Annotated in this window: 12 protein-coding genes; 2 read left to right on the forward strand and 10 right to left on the reverse strand. The window is 61.7% G+C overall.

The genetic code is table 11. The annotated features are described in order from the left end of the window. Positions 1–195 precede the first annotated feature (195 nt). The 10 genes from ACS4NR_RS09120 to ACS4NR_RS09165 all read right to left on the reverse strand — a co-directional run bounded on the left by ACS4NR_RS09120 (position 196) and on the right by ACS4NR_RS09165 (position 14,513). Positions 196–1,770 carry an ABC transporter ATP-binding protein gene (locus ACS4NR_RS09120; RefSeq protein ID WP_456019779.1) on the reverse strand — a complete coding sequence of 525 codons (1,575 nt, stop codon included), beginning with the start codon at positions 1,768–1,770 and terminating at the stop codon, positions 196–198. 1 nt (position 1,771) lies between these two features. After that, entirely contained in the window at positions 1,772–2,794 is a 1,023-nt protein-coding gene (locus ACS4NR_RS09125) for an ABC transporter permease (protein WP_456019781.1), read from the reverse strand. Next, positions 2,794–3,858, reverse strand: a complete 1,065-nt coding sequence (locus ACS4NR_RS09130) for a microcin C ABC transporter permease YejB (protein WP_456019782.1) — start codon at positions 3,856–3,858, stop codon at positions 2,794–2,796. The genes ACS4NR_RS09125 and ACS4NR_RS09130 overlap by 1 nt, the downstream gene beginning before the upstream one ends. Then, positions 3,845–5,695, reverse strand: a complete 1,851-nt coding sequence (locus ACS4NR_RS09135) for an extracellular solute-binding protein (RefSeq protein WP_456019784.1) — start codon at positions 5,693–5,695, stop codon at positions 3,845–3,847. Before ACS4NR_RS09135 ends, ACS4NR_RS09130 begins: the two co-directional genes overlap by 14 nt. A gap of 226 nt (positions 5,696–5,921) precedes the next feature. Then, positions 5,922–8,564, reverse strand: coding sequence for a TonB-dependent receptor (locus ACS4NR_RS09140; protein ID WP_456019785.1), 2,643 nt, complete (start codon positions 8,562–8,564; stop codon positions 5,922–5,924). A gap of 117 nt (positions 8,565–8,681) precedes the next feature. After that, positions 8,682–9,185 (reverse strand): RES family NAD+ phosphorylase, encoded by a 504-nt coding sequence (locus tag ACS4NR_RS09145; RefSeq protein ID WP_027613695.1) that lies wholly within the window; start codon positions 9,183–9,185, stop codon positions 8,682–8,684. Further along, positions 9,182–9,658 (reverse strand): antitoxin Xre/MbcA/ParS toxin-binding domain-containing protein, encoded by a 477-nt coding sequence (locus tag ACS4NR_RS09150; protein WP_177439966.1) that lies wholly within the window; start codon positions 9,656–9,658, stop codon positions 9,182–9,184. Before ACS4NR_RS09150 ends, ACS4NR_RS09145 begins: the two co-directional genes overlap by 4 nt. Before the next feature lie 269 nt (positions 9,659–9,927). After that, entirely contained in the window at positions 9,928–12,849 is a 2,922-nt protein-coding gene (locus tag ACS4NR_RS09155) for a TonB-dependent receptor domain-containing protein (RefSeq protein WP_456019787.1), read from the reverse strand. Between the two features lie 210 nt (positions 12,850–13,059). Continuing rightward, a complete protein-coding gene (locus ACS4NR_RS09160; protein WP_456019788.1) occupies positions 13,060–14,007 on the reverse strand; it encodes a FecR domain-containing protein in 948 nt (315 codons plus the stop codon). Beyond that, on the reverse strand, positions 14,004–14,513 hold the full coding sequence (locus ACS4NR_RS09165) for a sigma-70 family RNA polymerase sigma factor (RefSeq protein WP_027613691.1): 510 nt from the start codon (positions 14,511–14,513) through the stop codon (positions 14,004–14,006). The genes ACS4NR_RS09160 and ACS4NR_RS09165 overlap by 4 nt, the downstream gene beginning before the upstream one ends. A 295-nt stretch (positions 14,514–14,808) precedes the next feature. On the opposite strand from ACS4NR_RS09165, the gene ACS4NR_RS09170 reads away from it, so the two are divergent. Both ACS4NR_RS09170 and ACS4NR_RS09175 read left to right on the forward strand, forming a co-directional pair. Next, the gene (locus ACS4NR_RS09170) at positions 14,809–16,527 is read left to right on the forward strand and encodes a hydrogenase maturation protein (protein ID WP_456019790.1); all 1,719 of its coding nucleotides are present in this window, start codon (positions 14,809–14,811) and stop codon (positions 16,525–16,527) included. 240 nt (positions 16,528–16,767) lie between these two features. Further along, complete coding sequence (locus tag ACS4NR_RS09175) at positions 16,768–17,631, forward strand: LysR family transcriptional regulator (protein WP_095136762.1); 864 nt, start codon at positions 16,768–16,770, stop codon at positions 17,629–17,631. Positions 17,632–17,691: the final 60 nt, after the last annotated feature.

The raw sequence follows: 17,691 nt of genomic DNA on the forward strand, positions 1-17,691 counted from the left end.
GGGATTTTTGCGTCTGGCCCTCAGGTTTCGTCATAAACAGGTCATAGGTGGGAGGGGGCTTGCTCCCGAAGGCGTCGTATCAGCCGCATTTTTTGCCGCCTGTCACACTGCTTTCGGGAGCAAGCCCCCTCCCACATTGGTCACGTGGTGCTCCATAAACTGCGGCATGCACCTTCTTCTATGTTGGAACTGTCATCAACCAGCAAATGATGCCGCCAACAGCTCCTGCGTATACGGATGCTGCGCATCGCTGAATAGCGCACTGGTCTCGCCACGCTCCAGTACTTCGCCATCCTTCATCACAATCAGGTCATGGGCCAACGCCCGCACCACCGCCAAGTCATGACTGATGAACAGGTAAGTCAGCCCGTGCTCTTCCTGCAGGCGCCGCAATAAAGCAACGATCTGCTTCTGCACCGTGCGATCCAGCGCAGAAGTTGGCTCATCGAGCAGAATCAGCTCCGGCTTGAGCACCAGCGCCCGAGCGATGGCAATCCGTTGCCGCTGGCCACCGGAGAACTCGTGCGGATAGCGATGTCGGGTGGCCGGATCCAGGCCAACCTCACGCAGCACATCGATCACCGCCCGCTCACGCTCGGCAGCATTCAGATCGCTGTGTACCTGCAAGCCCTCGGCAATGATCTGCTCCACACACAAGCGCGGGCTGAGACTGCCGAACGGATCCTGAAATACCACTTGCAGGCGTTTGCGCAGTGGCTGCAGCTGCTTGCCGCTCAACTGCTCCAGTGCCTCACCGGCAAAGCGAATGCTGCCCTCGGCGTCGATCAGGCGCAAAATCGCCTGACCCAAGGTCGACTTGCCCGAGCCCGACTCTCCGACAATCCCCAGCGTTTTGCCGCGCTGCAGATTCAGATCGATGCCCTTGACCGCCGCCAGCCAAGTCTTCGGCCGCAGCCAACCGCCCCCCAGGCGAAAACGCACATGCAGATCGCGCACCTGCAACAAGTCCTGCGCGACATCCCGGCACAGCGCTTCGCCCCCCGGCTCGGCGTTGAGCAATTCGATGCTGTAGGGATGCTGCGGCGCGCGGAACAGTTGCTCGCACGACGCCTGCTCGACGATCCGTCCACCGCGCATCACCGCCACCCGCTGCGCAATGGTGCGCACCAGATTCAGGTCATGGCTGATGATCAGCAGCGCCATGCCCAGGCGCTGTTGCAGCTCTTTAAGCAGCAACAGAATCCTGCGCTGCACCGTCACATCGAGCGCGGTGGTCGGCTCGTCGGCGATCAATAACTGCGGCTCGCAGGCCAGCGCCATGGCGATCATCACCCGCTGGCGCTGGCCGCCGGAGAGCTGGTGCGGATAGGCCTTGAGCCGTTCGCGCGGTTTCTGAATCCCCACCAGTTCGAGCAGTTCAAGAATCCTTTCACGGGCCTGCGCGCCGGCCAGGCCTTTGTGCAGCGCCAGGCTCTCACCGAGTTGCCGTTCGATGGTGAGCAACGGATTCAGCGAGCTCATCGGCTCCTGAAAAATCATCGCAATACGGTTGCCCCGTAACTGGCGCAGATAGCGCTCATGCACGCCGAGCAGCTCTTCCCCGGCATAACGAATGCTGCCGTCGATCCGCGTGATGTTCGGGTCGAGCAATTGCAGGATGCTGTGGGCGGTCACCGATTTGCCCGAGCCGGACTCGCCGACCAGCGCCAGGCATTCGCCGGGACGAATATCGAGGTCGATGCCATGCACCACAGCCTGGCCGTTGAATGCCACACGCAGGTCGCGTATTTCGATCAGGTTATCGCTCATCTCAAGCCCTCGGATCATAAGCATCTCGGCAGGCCTCACCGATGAACACCAACAGAGAAAGAATCAGCGCCAAGGCAAAAAAAGCCGTCAGCCCCAACCATGGCGCTTGCAGATTGCTCTTGCCCTGGCCGATCAGTTCGCCCAGTGAAGCGCTGCCGGCGGGCATGCCGAAACCGAGAAAGTCCAGCGCCGACAAGGTCGCGATCGCCCCGGTGAGAATGAACGGCAGATAGGTCAGGGTCGCGCTCATGGCGTTGGGCAGGATGTGCCGACTGATCACCTGCACATCGCCAACCCCCAGCGCCCGCGCGGCTTTCACGTATTCCAGGCCGCGGCTGCGCAGAAACTCGGCGCGCACCACATCGACCAGACTCAGCCAGGAAAACAGCGCCATGATCCCCAGCAACCACCAGAAATTCGGCTCGACGAACCCGGACAGAATGATCAGTAGATACAACACCGGAAGCCCCGACCACACCTCCAGCAACCGCTGCCCGAGCAGATCGACCCAGCCACCGTAATAGCCTTGCAAGGCACCGGCCGCAATGCCGATCAGCGCACTGGCAGCCGTCAGTGCCAAGGCAAACAGCAGCGACACCCGCGTACCGAAGATCACCCGCGCCAGCACATCCCGCGCCTGATCGTCGGTGCCCAGCCAGTTCTCGCCGCTTGGCGGGCTCGGTGCCGGCTCGGTCAGGTCGTAATTGACCGTATCGAAACCGAACGGGACCGGCGCAAACCACATCCGCCCGCCCTGCCCCTCGATCAGTTGCCGCACCTGCGCACTGCGATAGTCCGGCTGGAACGGCAGTTCGCCGCCAAAATCCTGCTCGGTGTAGCGCTTGAACGCCGGGAAATACCACTGGCCCTGATACTCGACCAGCAGCGGCTTGTCATTGGCGATCAGCTCGCCGCCCAGGCTCAGGCCGAACAACAGCAAGAACAGCCACAGCGACCACCAGCCACGCCGATGCGCCTTGAACCGCGCCCAGCGCCGCTGTCCGATGGGAGATAGAGTCAGCATCAGGCAGTCCTCGCGGTAAAGTCGATGCGCGGGTCGACCAGCGTGTAGCACAGGTCTCCGAGCAGTTTTATCAGCAGGCCGAACAGGGTGAAGATGAACAGCGAACCGAACACCACCGGATAGTCGCGCGACACCGCCGCCTCATAACTCAGACGGCCGAGGCCATCGAGGGAAAAGATCACTTCGATCAGCAACGAGCCGCCGAAAAATACCGTCACCAGCGCCTGCGGTAATCCGGCGACCACCAGCAACATCGCGTTGCGAAACACGTGGCCGTATAACACCTGACGCTGGCTGAGGCCCTTGGCCCGAGCCGTCACCACATACAGGCGCGAGATCTCGTTGAGAAAGCTGTTTTTGGTGAGAATCGTCAGCGTGGCGAATCCGCCGATCACCAGCGCGGTGACCGGCAGCACCAGATGCCAGAAGTAATCGGCAACCTTGCCCCACGGTGACAACTCGGCGAAGTTGTCCGAGACCAGCCCGCGCACCGGAAACCAGTCCAGCGCGCTGCCGCCGGCAAACACGATGATCAGCAGTAGCGCAAACAGGAATCCCGGCATCGCGTAGCCAATGATGATCGCCACGCTGCTCCAGACATCGAACGGCGAACCGTTGTGCACGGCCTTGCGGATGCCCAGCGGAATCGACACCAGATAGGTGATCAACGTGGCCCATAAGCCCAGCGACAAGGTCACCGGCAGCTTCTGCCAGATCAGCTCGGTGACGCTGGCACCGCGGAAAAAACTCTGACCGAAATCCAGTTGCGCGTAGCTTTTGAGCATCAGCCACAGGCGCTCGCCGGCGGGTTTGTCGAAGCCGTACTGACGCTCAATGTCAGCCACCAGTTTCGGGTCGAGGCCTCGGGTGGCGCGGGATTCGCCGCCGATGGTTTCGACATGACCGCCGCCCACCGCAGCACCGACACCGATGCCCTGCAAGCGCGCAATCGCTTGCTCGACGGGTCCGCCTGGGGCGGCCTGCACAATGACGAAATTGACCAGCAGAATCGCCAACAAAGTCGGCACGATCAGCAGCAGACGCCGCAGGCTATAACCCAACATGGGCGTACTCCTTTTCCTGTTGCTGCATCTGTGTGGCGGTTAGCGCCGTCGGGCTGATTTCCCACCAGGTATCGAGCCCGGCGTCATACAGCGGCGCCGTCGCCGGACGACCAAAACGGTTCCACCACACCGTGGAAATTCCCGGTGGGTAGTAATTGGGAATCCAGTAATAACCCCACTGCAACACCCGATCCAGGGCGTGAGCATGGCGCAGCAGGCTTTCGCGGTTATCGGCCTGCACCAGCCCTTCGAGCAAGTGATCGACCGCAGGATCGCGCAGCACCATGTAGTTGTTCGAGCCGGGATCGTCGGCGCCTTCGGAGCCGAAGTAATTGAACATCTCGCGCCCCGGCGCCTGACTCACCGGGTAACCAACGACGATCATGTCGTAGTCGCGGTTGCGTACGCGGTTGGTGTATTGCGCGGTGTCGACCTGACGAATATCGAAGCCGATGCCGATCTGCGCCAGGTTGCGCTTGAACGGCAGCAGCAGCCGTTCAAAGCCCTTCTGGCCGTTGAGAAAAGTGAACTGCAGCGACTCGCCATTGGCATTCACCAACTGATCGCCACGGGGTTTCCAGCCGGCGGCTTCCAGCAACTTCAACGCTTGCAACTGCTCGGCGCGGATGTTGCCGCTGCCGTCGGTTTTCGGCGCTTCGAAGACTTGGGTGAACACCTCATCGGGGATTTTGCCGCGCCACGGTTCGAGGATTTTCAGTTCCTCGGCGTCCGGCAACTCGGTAGCCGCCAATGCGCTGTGCGAGAAGTAACTGCGCTGGCGCAGGTACATGCTGCGCATCATCTGCCGATTGCTCCATTCGAAATCCCAGAGCATGGCGATCGCCTGCCGCACCCGGCGATCCTGAAACATGGGTTTTTGCAGGTTGAACACGAAACCCTGCGAACCCTGCGCGGCACCCGGCGCCAGATGTTCGCGGAGCAATTTGCCCTGCTCCAGCGCCGCGCCGGCATAGCCGATGGTGTAACTGGTCGCGGAAAACTCGCGGTTGTAATCGAAGCCGCCAGCCTTGAGCACTTGCCGGGAAACATCGGTGTCGGCGAAGAACTCGACGCTCAAGTGATCGAAGTTATAGAGACCACGAGTGATCGGCAGATCCTTGGCCCACCAGTCGGCAACACGCTGAAATTTCACGCTGCGCCCGGCATCCACCGCGCTGATCCGGTACGGGCCGCTGCCCGGCGGGATCTCGAAACCGGCGCCCTCGGCGAAGTTGCGCGTGCGCCACCAGTGCTCGGGCAACACCGGCAGCGTCGCCAGATCCAGCGGCAAGGTGCGACTGTCGTTGTTCTTGAAGTTGAAGCGCACTTGCGTCGGCGACTCCACCACTACGTCGGCGACGTCACGAAACTGCTGGCGATATTTGAGGCTGCCCTGCGTGGTGAACAGTTCGAAGGTATAACGCACGTCTTCGGCAGTGATTGGCGTGCCGTCGTCAAACCGGGCCTTGGGATTGAGGTAGAAGCGCAGCCAGCGGCGATCGGCATCCAGCTCCATCTGCTGCGCCACCAGGCCGTAGACGCTATAGGGTTCATCCTTGCTGCGATAGGCCAGCGGCGCGTAGAGCCAGCCGTCGATGTCGGCCACCCCGGTGCCTTTGTCGATGTACGGAATCAGGTGATCGAACGGGCCGCTTTCCAGCGAGGAGCGGCGCAGCGTTCCGCCCTTCGGAGCGTCAGGGTTGGCGTAGGCCAGGTGTTGAAAGTCCGGGGCGTATTTGGGGGCTTCGCCGTAGACCGTTAACGCAGGTTGCGGGGCGGCCCAACTGAATGGGCTTGAGAGCGCAAAAGCGCTGAGCAGAATGAGCCTGGATAGCATTGGCAGATCCTTTCACAAGGTGTTGCGACTGGCCTCTTCGCGAGCAAGCCCGCTCCCACAAGGAAGTTGTGCTCACCGCAGATTCCCTGTGGGAGCGGGCTTGCTCGCGAAGAGGTCAGTACAGTCACCAAACCTTCTGCCTACCTGTGATGTGCAACAGGCCGGCGATTTTTATAGGGCAGGCTTAGATCAATAAGTGACTAAAACCCGCCACCTCTGGACATTCTCAGAACTTGTAGTTGACCCGTGTGTACAGCGTCCGCCCGAACGGGTCGCCGTATTTCGGGTCGTAGCCGCTCTGGAAGGTGTAGGTCTGGTTGCTGAACGGTGGCTCGCGGTCGAACAGGTTCTTCGCGCCGAGTGTCACGCTCAGGGTTTTGCGCCAGGTGTAGGTGCCGGCCAGATCCCAGACGTTGTACGAGCCGACGTAATCGTGGGTCTCGCGGTCGGAGTCGTGGTAACCGCTGGTGTAGCGGTTGGTCAGCGCCACACCGTAGGGGCCATAGTTCCAGCTGCCGGTCAGGCTGTGGTGCCAGCGGGCCACGGCGCCGGCCGAGGAAAAGTCGCCGCCACGGAAATCGCCGAGCTTGTCGATGTAGTCGCCCTTGAGCTGCTGCTGGTACTCGTAACGGCTGACATAGGTACCTTGCAGGCCGATGCCGAAGTTGCCGTACGGGGTGCTCGGCAAGCGGTAGTCAAAGCTGACATCGACGCCACTGGTCTTGATCTTGCCGAGGTTGGCCAGCCCGGTGACGATGTGATCGATCGAGCCATCAGGCTTGCGCACCAGGCGATCCGGGTACAGCTCCGGGTTCTCGAACACCGCTGATTCGGGGAATTCGGCGATCTGGTTGGCGATGTTGATCCACCAGAAATCCAGCCCGGTGCTCAGGCGCTCGAACGGCTGATAAACGAAACCGAGGGTGACGTTACGCGCGGTTTCCGGGCTCAGTTCCGTATTGCCGCCGGTGCGGCTGTAAAACTGCTGGGCGCAGTCGCGGTTGGCGATCCCGCCATTGCTCGGATTGCCGCCTGCGCACAGCCGCGGGTCGTTGTAGTTGGCGACGGTGAACGTGGTGAAGTTCGGGTTGTACAGCTCGTACAACGACGGCGCGCGGAAGCCTTCACTGTAGGCGCCGCGCACCACCAGTTCCTTGAACGGCTGGAAGCGGAACGAGTACTTCGGGTTGGTGGTGCTGCCGAAGTCGCTGTACTTGTCGTGGCGCACGGCGGCGGACAATTCCAGGCTGTCGAGCACCGGCACGTTGACCTCGGCGTATTGCGCCGAGACGCTGCGATCCCCGGCGACGCTGGCATTCGGGTCGACACCCAGGCTCTGCACATCGGCGGCGAACTGGGCGAAGTCCTGATGGAAATCTTCCTTGCGGTATTCGCCACCCAGCGCCAGAGCCGAAGGGCCGGCGCCGAACCAGTCACCGATCTCGCGACTGACACGTCCATCAATCGCCTTCACCCGCCCTACCGCCGTCGAGTAATCGCCGTCCACCGCATTGGCCGCCAGCAGCGCCTGCCCGGCAGCGGTCTGCGCGCCAAACGGGTTGATGATGCCGTTGGCAATACCGGCGCTGACGGCGCGGTCGTTGACGTAGCCGGCCTCGATGGCATTGACCACCTTGTTCTGGTTGTACGATGCACCGACGTTGTAGTCCCAACCCACCACGCTGCCGTCGAAACTCAACAGCAAACGCTGGCCGGTGTTGTCGTCTTCATGCTGGCGCGCGCCAACGGCGGTTTCGCGCCAGTTCACATCCACCGGTTGCGTCGGGTCGAGGGCGAAACCGTTGGGGCCGGGGGTAATGCCGTTACCGGGATAGAACGTCGTGCCGGGATTGACCTGATTGCCCATCAGCGTACCGGGGCCGATCTGCGTGCGGTTTTCGTTGCGCGCCCAGAAGTATTCGAGGCTGACGTTGTGATCATCCGCGAGCTTGCCGGTGGCTTTGGCGAAAGCCGAGGTCTTCTCGGTTTCCGGCACCAGATCGAGGTAGTTCCACAGGCTCTGGCGGCAGATGCCATTGCGCGCCAGCAGGCCCGGGGCGTTGCAGCCGGAACTGGCCAGCGGGTTGGTGGCGTTGCTGCCCTGACTCCAGTTGGCCGGCGATGCGGTGCCCGAGGTGTAATCGAGGCCACGTCCGGGCTGATAGTTGTAGGTGTAGCCACGATCCTCGGCAGCCAGTCGTTGCTGCTTGTCATGACTGACCACGCCGAACACGTTGAAACGGTCATCCTGCAAATCGCCGAAGCCCCAACTGCCGCTGAAGTTACGACTTTCCCCACCGCCGGCATGGGTCGGCGTGTCGTAGTTGGTGCTCAGTTGGCCTTCGGTGAGGCTGGTCTTGGTGATGAAGTTGATCACCCCGCCGATCGCATCGGTGCCGCACAACGCCGAAGCGCCGTCACGCAGGACTTCGACACGGTCGATGGCGGCGAACGGAATGGTGTTCAGGTCAACCCCGGAGCCATTGATCGCATTGGTCGCGTTGTTGCTCAGCCGCCGGCCATTGAGCAGCACCAGCGTCTTGTTCGGGCCGATGCCGCGCAAATCGGCATACGACGCCCCGCCGCTGCTCGACCCCACCGAACGACCGGAGCCGACCGAGGACTGGTTGGCGGAAATCCGGCTGACCAGTTCTTCGGTGGTGCTCACCCCCTGCTCGCGCAGTTCTTCAACTCGCAGAATGGTGACCGGTACCGCAGTTTCCGCATCGACCCGGCGAATCGCCGTGCCGGTAACTTCGACCCGTTGCAACTGGGTTGTCGGCTCTTCGGCAGCGACCGCCGGCAAGGTATTGATCGCCAGCAGCAAGGCCAGGCTCAAACGGGATCTAACGGGTGAAAAATGGATCATGAACAGCCATCCCTGCGTTTTGGTTTATGCAGGGATGTGCAATGGACAGCAGCGTTTTATAGAGCCCGATTTAGACCGTTGGGTGATGAGGTTATGCAAAAAAATGGCACGTGTGGATCAGGCCAGCTCCATCTCCCTCAGCAACCGGGTATCCAGCCCGAACCGCTCCTGGGAAACCATCCTGAACTGCCCCTCCGCCAATTCGCAGCTCACCAGCAGATTCCACGAGTGCCGGGTTGCCGCCGAGGGGATCAGTACAAACGGATGCTCTGCCAATAACGCATCGGCGAACAGTTGTTGATTGGGGGAAGGCTTTGCGGGGCTCAACCAATATGGATTCGGCACATCCTCCGGCTGCACGATTTTCACTTTTGCTTCGCTGACGACCTCAAAACACGTGAGCACATAAGGTTCACTGTCCAGCGCATCAAAGCTGTGATTGGCTGCCACCTCCAGAATGGCCGAAGACGGATCGACTGATGCATAAACGACTCGCCGCCCGGGTATGTTCCATCGGCCACCATTGAGATTCGAACCCATGCCGCTGTCCCACGTCCCGCCATAAACCTCGGGGTCCAGCCGCCAGGCATACCAGTGCTCGTCCCAGGGCAAGGGATTCATGTGTAAACCCCGTATATCAGTTGCCCCAGATACTGCTCCACCATCTGAAACCCCAGTGAATGCCGGATCAACTCCACCGGTACGCGCCCATTCAGGTAGGTGCTGGGTTTGCGCAGCCACTCCTCGGCCCGGGACTGGCGTCCGAAGGCGCGAGTGGCCTTTTCCAGCACCAACGCATATTGGTAGGCGACGACGCTCTGCTGCGGGTCAAGCCGTACCGTTTTACCTTCCTTCAGTAATCGCCGTACGGTGCTGACCGACTTGCCGGTGATGCGTTTGACCATGTCGCCTTGCAGATAAAGCTCAGAGGTTGAAAGCATGTTGACGACATCGCTCAGCTCAAAACCTTCGTCGGTCAGGTCGACGATCAGAAAGGCATCGTCACCTATGTTCCGGCCATTCACGAGCAAGTCGACAGGTCTGCCCTCGGCCCTCTTTACCCCCGTCAGCCGGGGCACCTTGACGCTGGGCATGGCGACATCCTCCATGGGGCATCTGGCACGATCGGTGCGCCAGTGAAGGCGATGGGAATAAGCAGGCGTTTCGTATTCGAGGTGGGGAGTTCGCATAATCCATCCGTTATCAGAGGCCTGAGCGTCCAAGCCGTTTACGACTTCAATGTCAGCTCCGATGCTATAGATCGCGCTTCCGACGACCAACCTGAGAATGTCGTCGGAAATATCCCCGTTTCTGCAAAAAACTCCCCCGTTTCCGTAGGACGTTACTCACAAATTCCGCGCACTCAACTGCCGAAGTGATAACTCACATCCAGCCACCACTGCCGCCCGTATGGGTCATAGTTACCGGTTGGGTAATACGGCCAGCCGGCCGAGTCATCGTGCTTGATCTGGTTGAGCACGTTGTTCACGGTCAGCCCGACGCTGGCGCGGTCATTGAGTTTGTATCGCGCACTGGCGTTGAACACCGTCCACGGCGACAGGCGCCCGTCACCCGCGCCGTTGGTCACCGACCCATAGCGAATGCCCATCAGCGTCGCCGTGGCCTTCTGGTAATCCCAGGTCAGGCTGGCGTTGACCTTGCTGCGCCAGTCGTAATTGGTCCGCGACGTGCGCCAGTCCTGAGTCGGCGCTTCGTCCGACTCCTTGTAGAAATGTGACAGCACCAAGGTATAACCCAGCGCCGAGCTGAACGCGCCGTACTCACCAGCACCCCAGCGGATGTTGCTCTTGAAGTCCAGACCGCTGACCCGCTCGCTGGCGGCGTTGATCGCATTGACCCGTACCCGTTGCAACTGATTGGGATCGATGGCGGCATTGCCCGGATTGCGATCAATACGCGCCAGGGTCGACTGGCAGTTCGCCGAGTTGATGTCCTGGGTGCCGTTGCGGCATTCGTTCTCTTGCTGCAACAGGCGATTTTCGTCGACGGTGGTCAGCAGGTCGTCGATCTCGACCCGCCAGAAATCGGTGGAGAAATCGAAGTTGCGCGACGGCGACCAGACAAAACCATAGGTCCAGGATTTGCCACGTTCGGACTCAAGATCCGGGGTGCCGCGCTGGGTGTAGTCGACCCGCCCACGATCACACGCGCCCTGCACGCCCTGGCTGCAACCGTAGTAGTCGATCTGTGCCGGGTAGTAACCGTTGCTGTCGGACTGGTAGATGTAGTTCAGATCCGGCGCGCGAAAACTGGTGCCGTAACTGCCGCGCAGCAACAGGCTGGTGATCGGGCGCCACTCCAGGCCGAGGTTGTAGGTCTTCTGTTGCTCGCTACGGCCGCTGAATTTGTACTGGTCCCAACGTCCGGCGGCGGTGGCCAGCACGGTGTCGGTGACCGGAATGCTGAACTCGCCGCCCGCCGCGTAGCGCTTGCGCGAACCGCCGGAGCTTTGCGCCGGGCTCACGCCATAAAAAGTGCCGTCATTCAGACCGTCGTCCGGGTCGACGCGATATTCCTGTTTGCCCGCTTCCAGCACGCCGGCAAACCCGACCGGGCCGGCCGGCAGGTCAAACAAGTCGCCATTGATCGAGGCGTTGTAGCTGGTGGAAACCGACTTGCTGCGCTGGGTCAGGTTGCTGCGAAACTGCTCCCACTCTTGTGGCGTCAGCGGGCGATCGAGACGCGAGGCGTCCGGGGCGAACACCGGGTAGCCGCCACTCACGCCCAATTGCGGGCCAAGGTAGAAATCCTGAATCGATGACAGCGGCGTGTAACGCGTGGTTCGGACGCTGCGGTACTCCGAGCGGTTGGCCGCCAGATCATAGCTCCAGCCGGTGTCGGCGATCTTGTCCGAGAGGCCGAGGGTGCCGGTCCACGACGTGTCGGTCCACTTGCTGTTGTTGCTGGTGCGGCCACCGATTTCCTCTTCACCGTAACGGCGATACCAGCGCTCGAGATTGCCGCTGTTCTGATTGATGAAGTCCGGCGAAGTGAAGGTCGGGCCACGGGTGTTGTTCTGGATGTGATCGAGGCCATACATCAAGTCGGCAAACACCTGACCGCTGTCGCTGAAGTGCCAGGTGCCGCGGGTGTAGCCGTCGTAGTTTTCCTTTTGCGTCTGGATCGTCCAGTAATCGTTGTACATCTGATCGGTGCGGCAACGACCCGCGTTGTTCAGCAGCTTGTTATCGAAAGTGCCTTGATAGGCGCCGCAACCGGGGCCGAGGTAGCGATTGTTGCTCAGGTCGCGACGGTAACCGACATCCGCCAGCGGGCCGCTCTGCATGAAGCCGCGATCATCGGCCCAGATCGGATCGCGGTTGGTCAGCTCCAGGCCGAACAAGCCGTCGAAGTCACCCCAACTGCCACCGCCGCTGATTTGCAGGCGCTGATTGTCGCCACCGCCACGCTCGCTGGTGCCGCCCTTGAGATTGACGTCGATGCCATTGATCTGCTTCTTGAGGATGATGTTGACCACCCCGGCAATTGCGTCCGAACCGTAGATCGCCGAGGCGCCGCTGCTGAGAATTTCGATGCGTTCAATGACCGCCGAGGGAATGTTCGCCAGGTTGGTGAAGTTGACCTTGCCATCGTATGGCGTCGGATAATCGGCGACGCGCCGGCCGTTGATCAGCACCAGCGTGTGGTTGGGGCCGAGGCCACGCAGGTTGATCGCGCTGGCCGCCGGCTGCCAGGTGTTGCCGTAGTCCTCGCCCTGGGTCATGCCGGTGTTTTGCGTCTGCGTCGCCAGCGCGTCATAGACGTTCTTGTAGCCGCGCGCTTCCATCTCTTCGTGGGTGATGACGTTGACCGGGGTCGCGCCATCGCTCTGCGCGCGGGCGATTCGCGAACCGGTGACGGTGACTTTTTCCATGCGGTAATCGGCGCTGGTCGCCGGGGCCACAGCGGTGACTTTGGCCGCCACCGGCGTACTCGCCGCGCCTTCGCGCACGCTCAGGCCCTGGGCACTTTGCTCGACTTGCAAGCCGCTGCCGCGCAATGCCTTCTCGACGGCCTGACGCCCGCCCAACGCACCGCGCACGGCACTGCTGCGCTTGCCTTGCACCAGATTCTGGCTGAAGGAAATCGGTACGCCGGTCTGGCGTGAGATATCCAGCAAGACCTCGTCGAGCGGGCCGCTGGCAATGTCAAAGGTATAGACCTGGGCCGCAGAATCCTGCGCATACACCGCGATCGGCCCCAGCCCCATCGCCAGTGCGGCGGCGAGGGTCAGGCGCGGTAATTGTTGTTTGAATGAAATCATCAAGGGCTTCCCTGTTGAAGGCGTCTGCAGGGAATGAGCAGCGGGCCGGCGCTTTTTATAGGGCGGCGATTAGGCCAAGAAGTCATAAACCTATAACCGTATTTCACGCACCTCTGTGTAGGAGCTGCCGCAGGCTGCGATCTTTTGATTTTTGCTTTTCAGATCAAAAGATCGCAGCCTTCGGCAGCTCCTACAGGTAATGCGGTGGGCTTAAGGGCGGGATTGGATGCTGACCCAATAGGGGTTGTGCCAGGTGACGCGGATCGGCAGCGAACGCTCCAGCAATTGCAGGGTGCGGTCACTGTCGTCCAGCGGATAGAGGCCGCTCAGGCGCAGATCGGCCACTTCGGGACTCAGGTGCAGAATGCCGCGGCGATAGCGGCGCAGGCTGTCGATCACTTCGCTCAGCGGCCGGTCGCGCACTTCCAGGCGGCCTCGCACCCAGGCGCTTTCCTGACCGGTGCTGCGCTCCAGAGCCAGAATGTCCTCAGCGTTGAACAGCAGACTTTCCCCCGCCTCCACCACTTGCCGCGAACCGCCGGCGGTGACCACTTCGACCTGCGAATGCAGCATCACCAGCCGCGTAAAATCGTCGCCCTGTTGCACGAGAAATTTGGTGCCCAGCGCCCGCATCCGTCCGTGTTCGGTCGCGACCACGAATGGCCGCGCAGGGTCCTTGGCCACATCCACCAACAACTCACCCGAGCGCAACGCCAGCAAGCGTTGAGTCGCATCGAATTGCGCCACCACCCGCGTCCGCGCATTCAGGCTTAGCGCGCTACCATCCTCAAGGGTGAAATCGCGTCGCTCGCCGGTACCGGTCGCCAACTCCCCCGCTTCCGGTAGCCAGCCGTAGCGGCGCCCGAGCAACCCGGCCAGCACCGCGACACCGAGCACGCTCAAGCTGCCACTGACAAAGCGCCGCCGACTCGACGGCGCATTCAGGCTGTGCAGCAGACTGTTGCGCGGCAGCCCGCGCAAGGTCGGATTGCGCAGCAGGTTCAGGCCGCCGCCCATTTGTTCGATGATCCGCTGATGGCGCGGGTCAGCCGCGCGCCACGCTTCGAATGCCGCGCGTTCGCCAGCACTGGCTTCGCCGGACTGCAACAACGCCATCCACTGCGCCGCCTCGTCGATCACCGTCTCGTCCGGCCTCATGCCTGCATCGCCTGATAGCAACGTTTGAAGGCTTCGACCATGTACTGCTGCACACGGCTGGTGGAAACCCCGAGCCGTTCGCCGATTTCGCTGTAGGTCAAACCGTCGAGCTGATGGTAGAGAAACGCGGCTTTGGCCTTTGCCGACAAGCCATTGAGCAAGCGATCGACTGCCAGCAATGCCTCGATCACCAGCGCCCGTTCTTCCGGCGATGGATGCACCGGTTCCGGCGCCAGCGCCAGGCTCTCCAGATATGCGCGCTCCAGATCCTGGCGGCGCCAGCCTTCATAGACCAGCCGCCGGGCGATGGTGGTCAGCAGCGCCCGGGGTTCACGAATGGCGCTCGGATCTGGCAGAGCCAGCACCCGTAAAAAGGTTTCCGAGGCGATGTCCTGTGCGCTGTGCGGGCAACCCAGCGTGCGGCCAACGGCAGCGCACAGCCAGCGATAGTCCTTTTGGAACATGTGCCCAATCATCCGGTAATGCGGGTTCTGAACATCACCCATGCCTTGCTCCCTGAAACGGGTCCCACCCGCTGCGAAAATCCGTGGTTCTGCCGGGATCGTCCGGCTCTTGATCAGGCGCGACTGTGCAATAGCGCTGCGGACATTTGAAGTAATAAAAAAACAGGATAAGCAAACCTTTGAGAATAAGACGTTCCGTCGCCGCAGAAATATTGACTGACACAACGTTGACCCTGATCAGTTGCCAGCGCGCAACCACTCTCTAATCTGCGCGCTTCATCGAAAGCCAAGGACGGCTCACCGGGAGCCCGCGGCTATCCCTTCAAGGAAGAAAAACATGCGATCACTGAAGATTATTCTGCTGTCCTCGGCCTTCAATGGCCTGACTCAACGTGCTTGGCTCGAACTGCGTCAGGCCGGGCACTCGCCCAGCGTCGTGGTGTTCACCGACGAAGCGTCGGTGTGCGAACAGATCGAACACAGCGGCGCCGATCTGGTGATCTGCCCGTTCCTCAAGGACCGCGTACCGCAGGCGCTGTGGAGCAATGTGCGGCGCCCGGTGGTGATCATCCACCCGGGCATCGTCGGCGATCGTGGCGCCAGCGCGCTGGACTGGGCGATCACCAACGAACTCACACGCTGGGGCGTGACCGCGCTGCAAGCGGTAGAAGAAATGGACGCCGGCCCGGTCTGGGCCACCTGCGAATTCAATCTGCCGTCGGGCTTGCGCAAGTCCGAGCTGTACAACGGTCGGGTCAGCGATGCGGCGATTCGCTGCATTCGCGAAGTGGTCGAGAAATTCATCGACGGCGTGCAACCGGTGCCACTGGATTACACCGACCCAAAAGTCCGGGGTCGCTTGCAGCCAAACATGAAGCAGGACGACCGCACCTTCAGCTGGCACGACTGCTCGCGGTTCATCAAACGCTGCATCGACGCCGCTGACGGCCAGCCCGGGGTCTTGGCAAGCCTGGCCGGCGGGCAGTATTACGTGTACGACGCGCACCTCGATCAGCGCACCGGCATTCCCGGCAAAATCCTCGCGGTGCATGACGACGCGGTGCTGGTCGCGACCGGCGATCACAGCCTGTGGATCGGCTCGTTGCGACGCAAACCACTGCCCGGCGAAGAGACCTTCAAGCAACCGGCGCGGCATGTGCTGGCCGGGCAACTGGATGGCGTGCCGACGCTCGACTGGTCGATCGCCAGCGAGCCGTTCAACGACGAGGCGTATCAGCCGATCCGCTACCGCGAATCCGGGCATGTCGGCGAGCTGACGTTCGAGTTCTACAACGGCGCGATGAGCACCGAACAGTGCCAGCGCATGGTCGAAGCGCTGCGCTGGGCCAAGTCTCGGGACACTCGGGTGCTGTTGATCAAGGGCGGGCGCGGCAGCTTTTCCAACGGCGTGCACCTGAACGTGATCCAGGCTGCGCAGGATCCGGGCGCCGAGGCGTGGGCGAATATTCAGGCGATCGACGATGTCTGCGCCGAACTGCTCAGCGCGCGGCAACTGGTGGTCAGCGGCGTGACCGGCAATGCCGGAGCAGGCGGCGTGATGCTGGCGCTGGCCGCCGACATCGTGTTTGCCCGCGCCGACATCGTGCTCAATCCGCACTACAAGAGCATGGGCCTGTATGGCTCGGAATACTGGACCTACAGCCTGCCGCGCGCCGTCGGCCCGGCGATGGCCGAACAACTGACCCAAGCCTGTCTGCCGGTCAGCGCGACGCAGGCGCTGCAACTGGGCATGGTCCAGGAAATCGGCCCGCGCTGCCCGGATGAGTTTTCGCTGTGGTTGCTGCAACGAGCCAATGCGGCACTGAACGACCCGACCTACGCCGCCGTGCGCGAGCGCAAGTTGCGCGTGGATCAGGTGCTGATCGAGCAATGCCGGGAAAACGAACTGCAAGAGATGCAGGAGGACATGCTCTACAACCGCAACCAGTTTGCCGAGAAGTGCAGCCACTTCGTCTACAAACGCAAGGCCTGCGGCACGCCGGCGCGATTGGTGGAAGACTGGGCGCGGGTGCGTTCGATCGAGTTGGCCAGTTGATTTTGCGGTGACTGCCTTTCCCCTCACCCTAGCCCTCTCCCAAGGGAGAGGGAACTGACCAAAGTGTCTGGCGCCCCGCATCGACCTGAAATATCTCGGTCGATTATGGATTCAACGCTGATCGTTCAAGTCGGTGTATTTCTTCAATATTCCCCAATCAGTCCCCTCTCCCTCCGGGAGAGGGTTAGGGTGAGGGGCTTTTGCCTTTACAATGCCCGCACCTCAGACACCGGCCCGCCCATGGACATCGACCTCGCCCGCACCTTTCTGGAAATCGTCCGTCACGGCAGCCTCGCTGCGGCGGCGCAGAAGCTGTTCGTCACGCAAACGGCGATCACCGCCCGGGTGCAGAAACTCGAAAGTCAGCTGGGCAGTACCCTGTTCGTGCGCAACCGCGCCGGGGCGAAACTGACCGCCAACGGTGAGGCGTTCGTGGTCTACGCCAATCAACTGGTGCAGACCTGGGAAGCCGCGCGGCGCGACCTGCCGCTGCTGGACGGCTATCACAACGTGCTGCACATCGGCGGCGAAGTCAGCCTGTGCAACCCGTTGATGCTCAGTTGGGCCGCCGAACTGCGCGAGAAAATTCCCGGCCACGCCCTGCGCATGGAAATCCGCGACGGCGAAAACCTGCTGCGCCAACTCGAACTCGGCGTGCTCGATGCCGCGCTGGTCTATCAGCCGGAATACTGGCCGGGCCTGCAGGTCGAGCAGGTGCTGGAAGAAAAACTGATTCTGGTGCGCGCGCCGAACCGCCCGGATCCCTACGTCTACATCGACTGGGGGCCGGATTTCCGTCGCCAGCACGACGCTGCCCTGCCGGAAAAGGCCAAAGCTGCGCTGAGTTTCAACCTCGGCCCGTTGGCCCTGCAATACATCCTCGAACATGGTGGCAGCGGCTACTTCCGTACCCGCGTGGTGCGCAGCTATCTGGAAACCGGCGCGCTGGAAGCAGTGACCAAGGCCCCGGAATTCGGCTATCCAACCTATCTGGTGTATGCCCGCGAGCGCGACTCGGCGACGCTGCAACAGGCGTTCGATCTGCTGCGCCAGGTAATCGCCACCGATGACGACTGGTCGCAGCGCTGGAACCCGTTGAGCTGAGTCGGCCGCTTTACACCGGAGCATGGCGCAACTGACCTCAAGGTGCGGCCTGCACAAACG

It is taken from the genome of Pseudomonas sp. JQ36, assembly GCF_053851495.1.

What these genes read in the sequence shown, in the direction of transcription:
- ACS4NR_RS09130 (WP_456019782.1), bottom strand. Translation starts at nt 3,858, where the DNA reads ATGTTGGGTTATAGCCTGCGGCGTCTGCTGCTGATCGTGCCGACTTTG.
- ACS4NR_RS09165 (WP_027613691.1), bottom strand. Translation starts at nt 14,513, where the DNA reads ATGGGTGATGTTCAGAACCCGCATTACCGGATGATTGGGCACATGTTC.
- ACS4NR_RS09125 (WP_456019781.1), bottom strand. Translation starts at nt 2,794, where the DNA reads ATGCTGACTCTATCTCCCATCGGACAGCGGCGCTGGGCGCGGTTCAAG.
- ACS4NR_RS09175 (WP_095136762.1), top strand. Translation starts at nt 16,768, where the DNA reads ATGGACATCGACCTCGCCCGCACCTTTCTGGAAATCGTCCGTCACGGC.
- ACS4NR_RS09155 (WP_456019787.1), bottom strand. Translation starts at nt 12,849, where the DNA reads ATGATTTCATTCAAACAACAATTACCGCGCCTGACCCTCGCCGCCGCA.
- ACS4NR_RS09120 (WP_456019779.1), bottom strand. Translation starts at nt 1,770, where the DNA reads ATGAGCGATAACCTGATCGAAATACGCGACCTGCGTGTGGCATTCAAC.
- ACS4NR_RS09140 (WP_456019785.1), bottom strand. Translation starts at nt 8,564, where the DNA reads ATGATCCATTTTTCACCCGTTAGATCCCGTTTGAGCCTGGCCTTGCTG.
- ACS4NR_RS09135 (WP_456019784.1), bottom strand. Translation starts at nt 5,695, where the DNA reads ATGCTATCCAGGCTCATTCTGCTCAGCGCTTTTGCGCTCTCAAGCCCA.
- ACS4NR_RS09160 (WP_456019788.1), bottom strand. Translation starts at nt 14,007, where the DNA reads ATGAGGCCGGACGAGACGGTGATCGACGAGGCGGCGCAGTGGATGGCG.
- ACS4NR_RS09150 (WP_177439966.1), bottom strand. Translation starts at nt 9,658, where the DNA reads ATGCCCAGCGTCAAGGTGCCCCGGCTGACGGGGGTAAAGAGGGCCGAG.
- ACS4NR_RS09145 (WP_027613695.1), bottom strand. Translation starts at nt 9,185, where the DNA reads ATGAATCCCTTGCCCTGGGACGAGCACTGGTATGCCTGGCGGCTGGAC.
- ACS4NR_RS09170 (WP_456019790.1), top strand. Translation starts at nt 14,809, where the DNA reads ATGCGATCACTGAAGATTATTCTGCTGTCCTCGGCCTTCAATGGCCTG.